This window comes from Paenarthrobacter sp. NPDC089714 (assembly GCF_044748905.1).
GTDB lineage: Bacteria > Actinomycetota > Actinomycetes > Actinomycetales > Micrococcaceae > Arthrobacter.
The window spans coordinates 458,484-473,322 of the sequence record NZ_JBIVGX010000002.1; the positions used below are offsets into that span (position 1 = coordinate 458,484).

The following is a 14,839-nucleotide window of genomic DNA, read 5'->3' on the forward strand; positions in this document are numbered from 1 at the left end:
GTGACCATGACCGCACACACCCGCGAGAACACCTCCATGAGTGCCGCCCAGGACAAGGCCGGAACCTTGATCGAGGCCCTGCCCTGGATCCAACGCTTTGCCGGAACCACCATGGTGATCAAGTACGGCGGCAATGCCATGGTGAATGACGATCTTCGCCGGGCCTTCGCCGAGGACATCGTGTTCCTCCACCACGTTGGCATCCATCCCGTGGTGGTCCACGGCGGCGGCCCCCAGATCAACTCCATGCTGGGCCGCCTCGGCATCGAGTCCGAATTCAAGGGCGGCCTCCGCGTCACTACGCCCGAAGCGATGGACGTAGTCCGCATGGTCCTCACCGGCCAGGTGGGCCGCGAGCTCGTTGGCCTGATCAATTCCCACGGGCCGTACGCTGTGGGGATGTCCGGCGAGGATGGCGGGCTGCTCCGCGCTGTTCGTACCGGGACTGTGGTTGACGGCGAGGAAGTGGACCTTGGCCTGGTGGGCGAGGTTGTCGGCGTCGATCCCGCAGGGATCAAGGACATCCTCGACGCCGGTCGCATCCCCGTGATTTCCACGGTCGCCCCGGAGATCACCGACGAAGGCAACGGCTACCAGACCACAGGCCAGGTGCTCAACGTCAATGCGGACACAGCCGCAGCCGCAGTGGCCTCTGCGTTGGGCGCCTCCAAGCTGGTGATCCTGACGGACGTGGAAGGCCTGTACGCCAACTGGCCGGACAAGTCCTCGCTGATCTCCTCGCTGACGGCCAGTGAGCTGCGGGACATGCTGCCGCGCCTGGAATCCGGCATGATCCCCAAAATGGCTGCGTGCCTCAAAGCCATCGACGAAGGCGTGGAACGCGCACACATCGTGGACGGGCGCCTGCCGCACTCCATGCTGTTGGAGACCTTCACGACGGCCGGCATCGGCACCCAAGTAGTACCTGACGAGGAAGTGAACGCATGAGCACCAACGAAGCAGCAGTGGTCGAAACTCCGGCCGACGCCATCACCGGGCACAGCAGCGGCGCGGACTGGCTGGCCCGCTACTCCACCTCGCTCATGGGCGTCTTTGGCACGCCGCAGCGTGTCCTCGTGCGCGGTGCCGGCTGCCTGGTCTGGGATGCCGACGGCAAGGAATACCTTGACCTCTTGGGCGGAATCGCCGTGAATGCACTGGGCCATGCCCACCCGTTCGTCACCTCGGTCATCTCAAGCCAACTGGCAACCCTTGGCCACGTCTCCAACTTCTTCACCAGTCCCACCCAGATCGCGCTCGCCGAAAAGCTGCTTGCCATCAGCAACGCACCTGCCGGTTCCAAGGTGTTCTTCGCCAACTCCGGCACGGAAGCCAACGAAGCCGCCTTCAAGCTGGCCCGCCGGAACAGCGGCGACGGCAAGCGGACCAAGATCGTTGCCCTTGAGGGCGCCTTCCACGGCCGAACCATGGGCGCCCTGGCGCTGACGGCCAAGGAAGCCTACCGGGCGCCTTTCGAGCCGTTGCCCGGTGGCGTGGTCCACGTCCCGTTCGGCGACATCGAAGCCCTTCGTGCCGCCGTCGACGATTCCACGGCGGCAGTGTTCCTGGAACCGATCCAGGGTGAAGCCGGCGTGCGTCCGCTGAGCGCCGAATACCTGCAGGCCGCCCGCGAAGCCACCACGGCTGCGGGTGCTCTCCTGATCCTCGACGAGGTCCAGACCGGCATCGGGCGGACCGGGAAGTGGCTTGCCAGCGAGGATGCGGGCATCGTTCCCGACGCCATCACCCTCGCCAAGGGACTGGGTGGCGGCTTCCCCGTGGGCGCCTTGCTCACCTTTGGAAGCACGACGTCGGCCCTGCTCACCGCCGGGCAGCACGGCACCACCTTCGGGGGAAACCCGGTAGCAACGGCCGCCGCGTTGGCTACGCTGCACGCCATCGAAAGCCAAGGCGTCCTCCAGAACGTGCAGGTCGTGGGCCAGCACCTCCGTGGACGCCTTGCCGCCGTCGAGGGCGTCACCGAAGTCCGCGGCGAAGGCCTGCTGATCGGCTTCGACGTCAACGCAGACATTGCCCCGGCGATGGTCACGGCAGCACTGGACGCCGGTTTCATCATCAACAGCCCGGGTCCGCGGACCATCCGCCTGGCCCCGCCGCTCATCCTGACCACCGAACAGGCTGACCGTTTCCTGGCTGCCCTTCCTGCCCTGATCGCTACGGCCACCGCCACTACCGCCAAGGACGCACAGTGACAACTTCCACCCGGCATTTCCTCAAGGACACTGACCTGACTCCTGCCGAGCAGGCCGAAGTACTGGAACTTGCGGCCCGCATGAAGGCCCAGCCGTACAGCGTCCAGCCGTTCGCCGCGGACGGAAACGGTCGCAAGACCGTCGCCGTCATCTTCGACAAGACGTCCACCCGGACCAGGGTCTCCTTCGCCACGGGCATCGCGGACATGGGCGGCAACGCCCTCATCATTAACCCCGGTGAGGCCCAGATCGGTCACAAGGAGTCCGTCGAGGACACCGCCAAGGTCCTGGAGCGCATGGTCTCCACCATTGTGTGGCGGACCGGAGCCCACGCCGGGTTGGTTGCCATGGCGGAAAACTCCAAGGTCCCCGTGATCAACGCCCTGTGCGACGATTACCATCCGTGCCAGCTCCTCGCCGACCTCCTGACTGTCAAGGAGCATAAGGGCGAGCTGGCAGGACTGACCATGGCCTACCTCGGCGACGCCGCCAACAACATGGCCAACTCCTACCTGCTGGCTGGTGTCACCGCAGGCATGCACGTCCGGATCTCGGGACCGGAGGGCTACCTGCCGGCCGCGGAGATCGTGGCCGCAGCGCAGGAGCGTGCTGCCGAAACCGGTGGTTCGGTGCTGATCACCAGCGATGCGGCGGAGGCCCTCAAGGGTGCCGACGTCGTTGCCACGGATACCTGGGTGTCCATGGGCCAGGAAGCCGAGAAGGAAGCCCGGATGCAGCTCTTCCGCGAGTACTCCGTGGATGAGTCCGCCATGGCTCAAGCCGCACCTGACGCCGTGGTGCTGCACTGCCTCCCGGCCTACCGCGGTTATGAGATCTCCGCGGGTGTGATCGACGGTCCGCAGTCGATCGTCTGGGACGAAGCGGAGAACCGCCTGCACGCCCAGAAAGCACTCATGGCCTGGCTCATGCACCAGTCCGGGCTCGCGTTCGTCGACGGACTTGACACCGTCGAAGGAACCGGCGAGAGCACGTTCTAGTGTCCACCAATCCTTCGGTGCCGGGCGCGAGCCCGGCCACCAAGACCGCCCGCCAGGCCCGGATCACGGCCATCCTGACAGGCGAGTCCGTCCGGTCGCAGGCAGAGCTCGCGGCCCTGCTGGCGGACGACGGCGTCCAGGTCACCCAGGCGACGCTGTCGCGCGACCTGGTGGAACTGGGCGCTGTACGGGTTCGCGGTAAGGACGGTGCGCTGGTCTATGCGGTTCCCGGCGAAGGGGGAGACCGGAACGCCAAGAGTGGCGTTACCCAGGAAATCCTGGATGCCCGGCTGACCCGGCTGTGCGGAGAACTGCTGGTGACGGCGGAGGCTTCTGGCAACATTGCGGTGCTTCGGACGCCTCCAGGAGCGGCCAACTTCCTGGCGCTGGCGATCGACCACTCCGTGATGCCGTCGGTATTGGGTACGATCGCAGGCGACGACACTGTGATGTTGGTGTCCCGGGATCCTGACGGCGGGGCGGAACTCGCTGCCCGCTTCCTGCGGTTGGCCGAAGAAGCCGGTCCGGGCAACTGACGTAATTTTTTCAAGCATTAGATACAAACAAGCAACACACAAAGGAGCACTCTCGTGACTGAGCGCATTGTTCTGGCCTACTCCGGTGGCCTTGATACGTCCGTAGCCATCGGCTGGATCGGTGAAGCCACCGGCGCCGAGGTCATCGCCGTCGCCGTTGACGTTGGACAGGGCGGCGAGTCCCTGGAGACCATTCGCCAGCGCGCCCTGGGCTGCGGCGCTGTTGAGGCCTACGTTGCGGACGCCCGCGACGAGTTTGCCAACGAATATGCCATGCCCACCCTCAAGGCCAACGCCCTCTACCAGGGCCACTACCCGCTGGTCTCGGCTATTTCCCGCCCGGTCATCGTCAAGCACCTGGTCAAGGCCGCCCGTGAATTCGGCGCAACCACCGTGGCACACGGCTGCACCGGCAAGGGCAACGACCAGGTCCGCTTCGAAGTGGGCATCCAGACCCTCGGTCCGGACTTGAAGTGCATCGCACCCGTCCGCGACCTCGCGCTGACCCGCGACAAGGCCATCGCGTTCGCCGAGGAAAAGGGCCTGCCGATCGAGACCACCAAGAAGAACCCGTACTCGATCGACCAGAACGTCTGGGGACGCGCCGTCGAGACCGGTTACCTCGAGGACATCTGGAACGCTCCCACCAAGGACATCTACGACTACACCGCTACCCCGGAATTCCCCCCGGCACCGGATGAGGTCACCATTTCCTTCCAGGCCGGTGTCCCGGTAGCGATCGACGGCGTGAAGGTCACCCCGCTGCAGGCCATCCAGGAACTGAACCGCCGTGCCGGCGCCCAGGGTGTTGGCCGCATCGACGTCGTTGAGGACCGCCTGGTGGGCATCAAGTCCCGCGAGATCTACGAAGCTCCGGGCGCCATGGCGCTGATCACGGCTCACAAGCACCTCGAAGACGTCACCATCGAGCGCGAGCAGGCCCGCTTCAAGGCAACGGTGGGCCAGCGCTGGTCAGAGCTGGTGTACGACGGACAGTGGTTCTCCCCGCTGAAGCGCTCCCTGGACGCCTTCATCGAAGACACCCAGAAGTACGTCTCCGGTGACATCCGCATGGTCCTCCACGGTGGCCAGGCGATCGTCAACGGCCGCCGCTCCGAGACCTCGCTGTACGACTTCGACCTCGCCACCTACGACACCGGCGACACCTTCGACCAGTCCATGGCCCGCGGCTTCATCGAGCTGTGGGGCATGTCCTCGAAGGTTGCCTCGGGCCGCGACCTCCGGGTTGCTGAGTGAGTCCTCAGCAGGGCCCACGAACGCCGGGGTCCCCGGCCGAGCGCAGCGAGGTTGGGGAGCGTTCGGGGACAAATGAAGGTGCACTGTGGGGCGGCCGGTTCGCCGGCGGCCCCGCGGACGCGCTGGCCGCACTGAGCAAGTCCACGCATTTCGACTGGCGGCTGGCCCGTTACGACATTGCCGGATCCAAGGCGCACGCCCGCGTGCTGGCCAAAGCCGGACTGCTGGACGACGCTGAGCTTGAGGGCATGCTTGCCGCACTCACCCAGTTGGATGAGGATGTCGCGAGCGGCGCTTACCTTCCGGCCGAGAGCGACGAGGACGTTCACGGTTCGCTGGAACGTGGCCTCATCGAGCGTGCTGGGGTCCAGCTTGGCGGCAAGCTCCGTGCCGGCCGTTCCCGCAACGACCAAGTGGCAACCCTTGGCAGGATGTTCCTGCGTGACCACGCACGGATCATCGCGCAGGGAGTCCTGGCCACCATCGATGCCCTGGTAGAGCAGGCAAAGGCGCACCCGGGCGTGGCCATGCCCGGCCGGACGCACCTGCAGCATGCCCAGCCTGTGCTGTTGAGCCACCACTTGCTGGCCCACGCCTGGGCACTGTTGCGCGATGTGCAGCGTCTCCAGGACTGGGACAAGCGTGCCGGTGTCTCGCCGTACGGTTCCGGCGCTTTGGCCGGTTCTTCCCTCGGTCTGGACCCCGAGGCTGTAGCCGCGGACCTCGGCTTCTACTCGGCAGTCCACAACTCGATTGACGGCACAGCTTCCCGCGACGTCTTCGCCGAGTTCGCCTGGGTGTCTTCCATGATCGGCGTGGACCTGTCCCGGATCTCCGAGGAAGTGATCTTCTGGGCCACCAAGGAGTTCTCCTTCGTGACCCTGCATGATTCCTACTCCACGGGGTCCTCGATCATGCCGCAGAAGAAGAACCCGGACGTCGCCGAACTGGCGCGGGGCAAGGCGGGGCGCCTCATCGGCAACCTGACCGGATTGCTGGCTACGCTCAAGGGCCTGCCGCTCGCGTATAACCGTGACCTGCAGGAGGACAAGGAGCCGGTCTTCGATGCTGCCGACACGTTGGAACTTCTCCTTCCGGCCGTCTCCGGCATGATCGCCACGCTGAAGTTCAACACCGAACGCATGGAATCCTTGGCCCCGCAGGGCTTCGCTTTGGCCACGGACATTGCCGAGTGGCTTGTCCGCCAGGGCGTGCCGTTCCGCGAAGCGCACGAACTCTCCGGCGCTGCCGTCAAGCAGGCCGAGAGCCGCAATGTGGAACTGTGGGACCTGACGGACGAAGAATATGCCGCGATCTCGGAGCACTTGACGCCCGAAGTCCGGTCTGTGTTGAGCACGGAAGGTTCGCTCAACAGCCGCAACTCGCAAGGCGGAACGGCACCAGCCGCCGTCGAACGCCAGCTTGCGGCCCTCGAAGCGGAACTGGACGCTGCACGCGCCTACGCGTCCTAGCGATTCTCCACCCGGAGCGGGATGGTGCCTCCTGGCGCCATCCCGCTCTGCGCTTAACGGTGCGTTAGCATGGCGCTATGACCCAGATCACCCCTGAAACGCTGCCCGCAGAGCTTCACAAAGCCGCCGGCACCGTCACGCGCCTCCTCGCCACAATGGACGAATCGTCCATAGCTGAGGCCTCGAAACTTCCCGGCTGGACGCGCGGCCACGTTCTTGCCCATATCAGCGGAATCGCCAAGGCCATGGCCCGGCAACTGGAGTACGCCCGGCGCGGCGAAAAGATCGAACTGTACGACGGCGGCATGGAAGGCCGTACCAAGGCGATCGACTTGGCGGCGGGACACAGCCTCGCCGAGCACACGGTGTCCGTCACCGCTGCGGTGGACTCGGCGGTTGGTGCGTTCGACGCTTTGGACCCGGACGGCTGGCAGGCGCGCATCACCTATCGGGACGGTACAGTGCTCGACGGCGGTCTGGCGCTGTGGCGCGAACTCACCATCCATGCCTCGGACCTCGGATTGGGTTACGGGCCCGAGACCTGGAGCAGGCCCTTCTGCGAACACCTTTTCGGCTTCCTTGCCGCACGGGTGCCGGAGCAGTACAAGTTTGTCCTCCAACCCACGGGACTTCCCCCGCAGACCATCGGCAACGGTGGAACCTCAATTGCCATCACCGGAATGCTGACGGACATCGCGGCGTGGCTTGCCGGCCGCGAACCGAGCCTCGGTTCGCTCCGCGCGACGGCAGCGGCGGATGGCGTGGACCTGCCCGAGCTCCTGCCCTGGCCCGCCGGCGTCCCCGCCCAACCCCAAACCCCGGCCCGTTAACCCCACCCCGTTAAGCCCAGCGCCCCGTTGCCCCCACCCACACGCCCCCAACGCTCTCTCACGTACTCGCCCTTTTCGGGGATCGCTCTCTCACCTAATCGCCCTTTTCGGGGATCCCTCTCTCCCGTAGTCGCTCTTTTCGGGGATCGCTCTCTCACCTAGTCGCTCTTTTCGGGGATCGCTCTCTCACGTAGTCGCTCTTTTCGGGGATCGCTCTCTCACGTAGTCGCTCTTTTCGGGGATCGCTCTCTCACGTAGTCGCTCTTTTCGGGGATCCTTCTCTCACGTAATCGCTCTTTTCCGGGATTTTCTCTCATCGATTGCCGGTTTGGGCGAACCCTCTCTATCACTTGCTTCAGGGAAGTGATGAAGGATCGGCGGATGGGGACGGTTTGGTGAGAGAGGATCGGCAAATAAGGGCGGTTTGGTGAGAGAGCATCCGGCGGATGAGGGCGGTTTGGTGAGAGAGGGGCAGCCGAAAAGGGCGGTTTGGCGAGAGAGGGTCGGTGGAAAAGGGCGGTTTGGTGAGAGAGCATCCGGCGGATGAGGGCGGTTTGGTGAGAGAGCATCCGGCGGATGAGGGCGGTTTGGTGAGAGAGGGTCAGCCGATAAGGGCGGGTTGGTGAGAGAGGGTCAGCCGATAAGGGCGGGTTGGTGAGAGAGGGTCAGCCGATAAGGGCGGGTGGGTGAGAGAGCGTCGGGGGTGGGGGCTAGCGTTTCGTAGCTGCGGCGCGCCACAGGTGCATGACCGCATAGGAGCGCCAAGGACTGACTTCCCGGAAGTCCGGACTCAATTCCGAACCCGCCGCACGTGAACCGGGCGGCAGCACCTTCAATCCGTTGCGCACAGCGGCGTCGTTGCCAAGGAAAACGTCAGGGGCTCCGAGCACGCGCATGGACACGTAACCAACGGTCCAAGGCCCGACGCCGGGGAGCGGCAACAGCTTCCGGGCGAGGACCGGCTCGTCATCGCCGTAGCCGAAGTCGAGGCTGCCGTCGGCCATGGCTGAAGCCGCGGAGATCACGGACTCAATGCGCCGTTGTGGTCCCCGCAGTAGTTCCCGGCCGTTTTCGGCGATCTCGGCCGCCGTCGGGAACAAGCGGTCCAGTCCCGGGCGGCCCGTGTCGGCAGGGGTTCCGGCGGCCGATAGTTGGGTAAGCGCCGTTCGTGCCGCAGCCACGGTGATCTGCTGCCCGATCATGGCCCGGATCAGCAGCTCCTGGGGATCCACGGCCCCGGGAAGCCTGATCCCCGGGACGGCCCGGACGCCCGGTTCAAGCCGCGGGTCGCCTGCGAGGGCTTCATCGATGGCGACGGGATCGGCGTCGAGATCGAACAACCGGCGGACCCGGCTCAGCAGTACCGGGAGGTCGTGGAGGTCGGCAACGGTAGCCGCAAGTTGCAGCCGGGACCTGGAGCCGGCTGCCTCGGGATCGTAGGACACCGTAAACGTGGTTTCGCCGCGGGGGAGCCGGAGGGTCCTGGCATAGTGACGGCGTCCGTCCGGCCCCACGCCGGCCGCCTCGATCCCGGGAACCGCGCGGACTGCGAGGAAGTCGAAGATCCCCGGGTCAAAGGGTTCCCGGTAGGGCAGGTTCAGGGTCAGTGTTGCCGGTGGCACGGTTTCGTCGCCGTGGCGGGGGACCAAGCGTGGCGCACTGGCGCGTAACGCCGTGGGAGTCATGGCGAAGACCTCGCCGATGGTGTCGTTGAATTGCCGCACGCTGTTGAAGCCTGCCGCAAACGCGACGTCGGCGAACAGCATGTCGGTGGAGACCAAGAGCGTCCGGGCCGTTTGAGCGCGGCTGGCCCGAGCCAGCGACAGGGGACCCGCACCGAGTTCGTGGCTCAGGATCCGGTTCAACTGACGCGCAGAATACCCCAGCCGGTGGGCCAGTCCGTCTACGCCTTCACGGCTGATGACGCCGTCGTTAATCAACCGCATGGCTCGGCCGGCTACATCGGAGCGGATATTCCAGGCCGGCGTGCCGGGGACGGCCTCGGGCAGGCAGCGCTTGCAGGCGCGGTAACCGGCTTCGTGTGCTGCTGCCGAGGTTTCGTAGAAGGTGACGTTCTCGGCTTTGGGCGTCCTGGCCGGACACGACGGCCGGCAGTAGATCCCCGTGGAACGGACCGCGGTGAAGAATTGTCCGTCAAACCGGGGGTCGCGGGCGTCGATTGCCCTGTAGCGCTGCCAGAAGTCCATGGCCCCATCCTGTCAGTCGACAGACGCCACTGCTAGCGGAAATCGGACATGACCGCGGAGCTTGATTGCTAAGGTCTGAGACATGGCAGCTACCGACGCACACGGCATCCGCGATGTCCTGTCAGGAGACCCGCGGACCCTCCCGCCGTTTGTCCTCGGAGCGGTGCTCACCCACTACTCGGAGTCCGGCCCCGTGTCTGTCCGGCTCACGGAGGTGGAGGCGTACATGGGTCCGCGCGGCTCGGCCCATCCGGACCCCGGCTCGCACACGTACGGAGGTCGGACGGCCCGGAACGCGCCCATGTTCGGGCCGCCGGGATTCCTCTACGTCTATTTCACGTATGGCATGCACTACTGCGCCAACATAGTTTGCGGGCCGGAGGGGGCTCCTTCGGCCCTGTTGCTCCGCGCCGGCGAAATCGTTGCAGGCGAAGAGTTGGCCGCGGTCCGCCGCCCTGCGTCGAAGGCGCACAAAGACCTGGCCAGCGGGCCGGGCCGGCTCGCGTCGGCGTTGGGACTGACGACGGCGGACTCAGGCCGTGACGCGCTCGCGGAACCTTTCAACCTGTGGTTGCCGGAGTCACCGGCGGCTGCCGTCGCCAGCGGACCGAGGGTGGGCGTTGCCGGTCCGGGTGGGACCACGGAATACCCGTGGCGTTTCTGGATCGAGGACGATCCCACGGTGTCCCGCTACAAAGCCGCACGGCCGCGCACCCGCCCCTCCACTGCCTGATCCAACGCCACGACGCCCCGTCGACGCGCCGGCTATCCACCAGATGGCCCGTACCCCACGCGTTTACCAAAATCGCTGTAGAATGGACGGTCTGTCTTTTGCGATAGGGGTTACGGTTTCGATGCACGACGCTGATTTGGTTCACGAGCAGGAATACGTTGCCGGGTTGTATGCCCGGCTCGATGAGCTGCGCGAAGAGAAGCGCACCCAACTGGCGCAGGTGCGCAAGGCCGGTGCCGTGGGAACCATGCAGAACGTTTCGGAACGTGACGCGTTCGCCGCGCTGTACGAGGACCGCCTTGCCCAACTCGACGCCGTCGACGATCGCTTGGTTTTCGGCCGCTTGGACCTGGATTCCGGCGAGGCCCAGTACATCGGCCGCATCGGGCTGTCCACGGCAGATCTGCAGCGGCTCATGGTGGATTGGCGTGCCCCCGAAGCCGGCCACTTCTACCAGGCCACGGCATTCGACCGCCAAGGTGTGCGCCGTCGTCGTCATCTGATCCTCCAAGGCCGCGACGTCAAGGCGATCGAAGATGACGTCCTGGACGCAGACATGCTGGCCGACGACGATTCGCTGCAGGGCGAGGGGGCCTTGCTCGCCGCCCTGAACTCCAAGCGCACCGGCCGCATGTCGGACATTGTCGGCACCATCCAGTCCGAGCAGGACAGGATCATCCGTTCGTCGATTTCCGGCGCATTGGTTGTCCAAGGTGGTCCCGGAACGGGTAAGACCGCTGTTGCCCTGCACCGTGCCGCCTATCTGCTCTACACCCACCGTGACCGCCTCAAGAGCGCGGGCGTGCTGCTCGTGGGACCGTCGTCGTCGTTCATGCATTACATCGAACGCGTCCTGCCCTCCCTCGGTGAGACCGGCGTGGTCATGGCGAGCCTCGGCCGGCTCATGCCGGGAATCCACGCAGTACCGGAAGAGAACGCGGACATTGCCGCCCTCAAGGGCAAGCTGGACATGGCAACCGTGGTGGCCAACGCCGTGGCCAACCGGCAGCGGACCCCCGGCAAGGACCGGATCCTTGAGGTCGATTCGCGCAAGCTGACCCTCACCGAGCGGCAGGTCCGGCGCGCCCGCGACAAGGCGCGCGCCACCGGCAAGCCGCACAACGAGGCCCGTCTGACGTTCATCAAGATCCTGCTCCGCGAACTCACCGAGCAACTGACGGACCAGGTTGAGGCCGCAAACATCGGCAACAACGCCGATCGCGCCTACCTCGCCGAGGACGTTCGGACCGCCCGCGACGTGCGCATCATGCTCAACCTGTGCTGGATGCCCATGACCCCGGAGAAACTCGTTTCCGAGCTCTTCAGCAAGCCGCAGATCCTGGAGGCCTGCACTCCGCATCTGACCCCGGAACAGCGCTTGCTGTTGCAGCGGCCGGCGGACGCCCCATGGACCGAAGCCGACGTTCCGCTCCTGGATGAGGCCGCCGAACTGCTGGGCGAGTTGGATCCGGCAGCCGGCAGGGGACTGGCGCAGCAGGAGGCGGACCGTGCCCGCGACCTCGCCAACGCCAAGCAGACACTGGCCAACATGGAGGCCATGGGAGTGGACGTCCTCATGACCGCCGAGGAACTGGCGGACCAGAACCAGGAGCGTGAAGGCCGTCTCACGGCAGCTGAGCGGGCAACCAGCGACCGTTCGTGGGCCTTTGGCCACATCGTGGTTGACGAGGCCCAGGAACTTTCACCCATGCAGTGGCGGCTCCTGGTGCGCCGCTGCCCCCTGAAGTCGTTCACGATCGTGGGCGATATCGCCCAAACGAGCGCCGCGGCCGGCGCCAATTCGTGGCAAAGTGCGCTGGCGCCGTCGTTCGGTGACCGCTGGACGCTCGAGGAACTTACGGTCAACTACCGCACGCCGTCCCAAATCGCAGAAGCCGCCGTGCGCATGGCCAACCGTGCAGGGCTGGTTGTCTCCGCTCCCAAGGCCGTTCGGGAGGGCAAATGGTCGCCGATCGTCGACCGTGTGGGTGCCGATGACATCGTGTCGCGCCTGGTGGATGTCCTCCCCGAGGAAATCGAAGCGATCGACGGCGGCCTGCTCGCGGTGATTGCCGATGGGCAGCTGCTTCCGCAAGCCACGACAGCCCTCCGGGAAGTCTACGGACGCCGTATCGGCACGGGTGCCGGCAGTTACGAGCAAGACATCGTGGTCATCAGTCCCAAGGAAGCCAAGGGCCTCGAATTTGACGGCGTCGTGGTGCTGGAACCTGCTGCCATGCTCAACCACGAACACGGGAAGGTGGGCGACCTCTACGTCGCCATGACCCGGCCCACCCAGCGCCTCCGTCTCATCACCGCCGCGCCCCTCCCGGCCGGCATCGAACGCTAGGAAAAACGGCGTGGGCAATCCTGCTAACTTAGAACTCGTGTCACACGTAAACAGCCTCGAGTCCCAACAGAACGATCCCGCCTTTGCCAACATCTGGCAGGAGCTTAAATGGCGCGGCCTGGTCCACGTTTCCACTGATGAAACGGAACTGGAAAAGCTGCTCGCGGGGGACCCGATCACCTATTACTGTGGCTTCGACCCCACGGCTCCCTCACTGCACCTTGGCAACCTTGTCCAACTCCTGGTGATGCGCCGCCTGCAGTTGGCAGGCCACAAGCCGTTGGGTCTCGTGGGCGGCTCCACCGGGCTGATCGGCGATCCGCGCCCGACGGCGGAACGCACCTTGAACACCAAGGACACCGTTGCCGAGTGGGTCGGGTACCTTCAAGGCCAGGTGCGTCGCTTCCTCAGCTTCGAGGGCGACAACCAGGCCCGGATGGTCAACAACCTTGACTGGACGGCGCCGTTGAGCGCCATCGACTTCCTGCGCGAGATCGGCAAGCACTTCCGCGTGGGCACCATGCTCCGCAAGGACGCCGTGGCCTCGCGCCTGAGCTCGGACGAAGGCATCAGCTACACGGAGTTCAGCTACCAGATCCTGCAGGGCATGGACTACCTCCAGCTTTTCCGTGACTACGGTTGCGCCTTGCAGACGGGTGGTTCGGACCAGTGGGGCAACCTCACCAGCGGTACTGAGCTCATCCGCAAGGTGGAAGGCAAGAGCGTCCATGCCTTGGGCACGCCGCTCATCACCAACTCCGACGGCACCAAGTTCGGCAAGTCCGAAGGCAACGCCATCTGGCTCGATGCCGCCATGTGCAGCCCTTACACGTTCTACCAGTTCTGGCTGAACACGGCTGACGCCGACGTGGTGGACCGGCTCAAGGTCTTCACGTTCCTCACGCGTGCCGAGATCGAGGAGCTGGGTCAGTCCGTGGAAGAACGCCCGTTCGCACGCGAGGGCCAGAAGAAGCTTGCCTTTGAGGTCACGTCCTTGGTTCACGGTGTTGACGCGACGGAGAAGGTCATCGCGGCATCCGCAGCTGTTTTCGGCAACGGCGACTTGTCCGTACTCGACGAGCAAACCCTCGCAGCTGCAACCGCGGAACTCCCGTCCGCCAAGATCGGCAGCGACTCCCTGGGTATCATCGACCTGTTGGTTGCCTCCGGCCTCTCGGACAGCAAGTCCGCTGCCCGCCGCACTGTCGGAGAAGGCGGCGCCTACGTCAACAACGCCAAGATCTCTGATCCTGATGCCGTCATTGGCCAGGACCAGTTGCTTCACGGCCGGTACCTCCTGCTGCGCCGCGGCAAGAAGAACCTGGCGACGGTAGAGGTTTCCGCCTAGCCGCTCACCGTTCCGCTTCTCCTGTTTGTCCTGCTTGTTGTAAAAGGCCGGTAACCCGTGTGGTTGCCGGCCTTTTTCGTGCAAAAAGACGCGTACCTGCCGTTCCCTTCCGGACGCTCTCTCACCGAACCGCCCTTTCCGCCGGATGCTCTCTCACCGAATCGCCTGTTTTGGGTGTCGCTTTCTCGCTGGCCCCTTGTTTCGGTGTCTATCTGGGGTTCGAGGGCGGGTGTTGGGTTGGGTGCTGTGGTGGCTGGTTGGTGGTGGTTCAGTTGTGTGATGGGGTTCACGGGGTGTGGATTTGTGTGTGGGGTGGGGGGTGTGTAAAGTTATTCGAGTTGCCGCCGCTGATGCGGAAATGATGGCGACATTCTCCCTTTCAAATGGCCGGTTTTCGGTGGTGCTTTGGTGTGCTGCTGGGTGTTGGTGGGGGTTCGGGTTGGTTTGCTTTGTGCGGCTGGTTCGGGTAAGTTTGAAAAGTTGCTCCGGAGCGATCTGGTGGCCTGTGTGGTTGCTGGTGGTGCTGGTTAGTGTCTGTTGTTTGAGAACTCAATAGTGTGCCAAGTTTGTTGATACCGATTGTTTTATTGATTGGTTGAAATTATTTTGCTGGACCGCCGTGCACCCCCGTGTGTGGTGGTTTGGTTTTCAGCTGGTTTCAGATTTGCAGCTGCTTCTTGCCGTGATTTCCGGTGGGGGTGGTTGTGTTTCGTTTTTTGTTTTTGAACGGAGAGTTTGATCCTGGCTCAGGATGAACGCTGGCGGCGTGCTTAACACATGCAAGTCGAACGATGAACCCTAGCTTGCTGGGGGGATTAGTGGCGAACGGGTGAGTAACACGTGAGTAACCTGCCCTTGACTCTGGGATAAGCCTGGGAAACTGGGTCTAATACCG

General features: G+C 64.7%; 11 protein-coding genes and 1 rRNA gene. 11 read left to right on the forward strand and 1 reads right to left on the reverse strand.

Going from position 1 to position 14,839, the window contains the following annotated elements; translation table 11 throughout:
* The first annotated feature begins 6 nt into the window (after positions 1-6).
* From argB to ACIPY3_RS06590, 7 genes are all read left to right on the forward strand, one after another.
* Positions 7-948, forward strand: coding sequence for an acetylglutamate kinase (argB, locus tag ACIPY3_RS06560; protein WP_400331589.1), 942 nt, complete (start codon positions 7-9; stop codon positions 946-948).
* A complete protein-coding gene (locus ACIPY3_RS06565; protein WP_400331592.1) occupies positions 945-2,213 on the forward strand; it encodes an acetylornithine transaminase in 1,269 nt (422 codons plus the stop codon). The genes argB and ACIPY3_RS06565 overlap by 4 nt, the downstream gene beginning before the upstream one ends.
* Complete coding sequence (argF, locus tag ACIPY3_RS06570; protein WP_400331595.1) at positions 2,210-3,211, forward strand: ornithine carbamoyltransferase; 1,002 nt, start codon at positions 2,210-2,212, stop codon at positions 3,209-3,211. The genes ACIPY3_RS06565 and argF overlap by 4 nt, the downstream gene beginning before the upstream one ends.
* Positions 3,211-3,747 (forward strand): arginine repressor, encoded by a 537-nt coding sequence (locus ACIPY3_RS06575; protein ID WP_397324071.1) that lies wholly within the window; start codon positions 3,211-3,213, stop codon positions 3,745-3,747. The genes argF and ACIPY3_RS06575 overlap by 1 nt, the downstream gene beginning before the upstream one ends.
* A 54-nt stretch (positions 3,748-3,801) precedes the next feature.
* Positions 3,802-5,004: an argininosuccinate synthase gene (locus tag ACIPY3_RS06580; RefSeq protein WP_400331598.1), complete on the forward strand. Its 1,203-nt coding sequence runs from the start codon at positions 3,802-3,804 to the stop codon at positions 5,002-5,004.
* Positions 5,001-6,476, forward strand: a complete 1,476-nt coding sequence (gene argH, locus ACIPY3_RS06585; RefSeq protein ID WP_400331601.1) for an argininosuccinate lyase — start codon at positions 5,001-5,003, stop codon at positions 6,474-6,476. Before ACIPY3_RS06580 ends, argH begins: the two co-directional genes overlap by 4 nt.
* A 77-nt stretch (positions 6,477-6,553) precedes the next feature.
* Positions 6,554-7,306: a maleylpyruvate isomerase family mycothiol-dependent enzyme gene (locus ACIPY3_RS06590; RefSeq protein WP_400331604.1), complete on the forward strand. Its 753-nt coding sequence runs from the start codon at positions 6,554-6,556 to the stop codon at positions 7,304-7,306.
* Positions 7,307-8,016: 710 nt separating this feature from the next.
* Here the strand turns inward: ACIPY3_RS06590 and ACIPY3_RS06595 are convergent.
* The gene (locus tag ACIPY3_RS06595; RefSeq protein WP_400331607.1) at positions 8,017-9,513 is read right to left on the reverse strand and encodes an AlkA N-terminal domain-containing protein; all 1,497 of its coding nucleotides are present in this window, start codon (positions 9,511-9,513) and stop codon (positions 8,017-8,019) included.
* Positions 9,514-9,595: 82 nt separating this feature from the next.
* Between ACIPY3_RS06595 and ACIPY3_RS06600 the strand changes: the two genes are divergently transcribed.
* The 4 genes from ACIPY3_RS06600 to ACIPY3_RS06615 form a co-directional block, all read left to right on the forward strand.
* Positions 9,596-10,246, forward strand: a complete 651-nt coding sequence (locus ACIPY3_RS06600; RefSeq protein WP_400331610.1) for a DNA-3-methyladenine glycosylase — start codon at positions 9,596-9,598, stop codon at positions 10,244-10,246.
* Between the two features lie 121 nt (positions 10,247-10,367).
* Positions 10,368-12,596 (forward strand): AAA family ATPase, encoded by a 2,229-nt coding sequence (locus ACIPY3_RS06605; RefSeq protein WP_400331612.1) that lies wholly within the window; start codon positions 10,368-10,370, stop codon positions 12,594-12,596.
* A gap of 37 nt (positions 12,597-12,633) precedes the next feature.
* Positions 12,634-13,944, forward strand: coding sequence for a tyrosine--tRNA ligase (tyrS, locus tag ACIPY3_RS06610; protein ID WP_400331615.1), 1,311 nt, complete (start codon positions 12,634-12,636; stop codon positions 13,942-13,944).
* 723 nt (positions 13,945-14,667) lie between these two features.
* A 16S ribosomal RNA gene (locus ACIPY3_RS06615) occupies positions 14,668-14,839 on the forward strand; the annotation flags it as partial.

Excerpts from the sequence above, each read along its gene's own strand:
- argB (WP_400331589.1), top strand. The coding sequence starts at position 7 with ATGACCGCACACACCCGCGAGAACACCTCCATGAGTGCCGCCCAGGAC.
- ACIPY3_RS06565 (WP_400331592.1), top strand. The coding sequence starts at position 945 with ATGAGCACCAACGAAGCAGCAGTGGTCGAAACTCCGGCCGACGCCATC.
- ACIPY3_RS06590 (WP_400331604.1), top strand. The coding sequence starts at position 6,554 with ATGACCCAGATCACCCCTGAAACGCTGCCCGCAGAGCTTCACAAAGCC.
- ACIPY3_RS06595 (WP_400331607.1), bottom strand. The coding sequence starts at position 9,513 with ATGGACTTCTGGCAGCGCTACAGGGCAATCGACGCCCGCGACCCCCGG.
- ACIPY3_RS06600 (WP_400331610.1), top strand. The coding sequence starts at position 9,596 with ATGGCAGCTACCGACGCACACGGCATCCGCGATGTCCTGTCAGGAGAC.
- ACIPY3_RS06605 (WP_400331612.1), top strand. The coding sequence starts at position 10,368 with ATGCACGACGCTGATTTGGTTCACGAGCAGGAATACGTTGCCGGGTTG.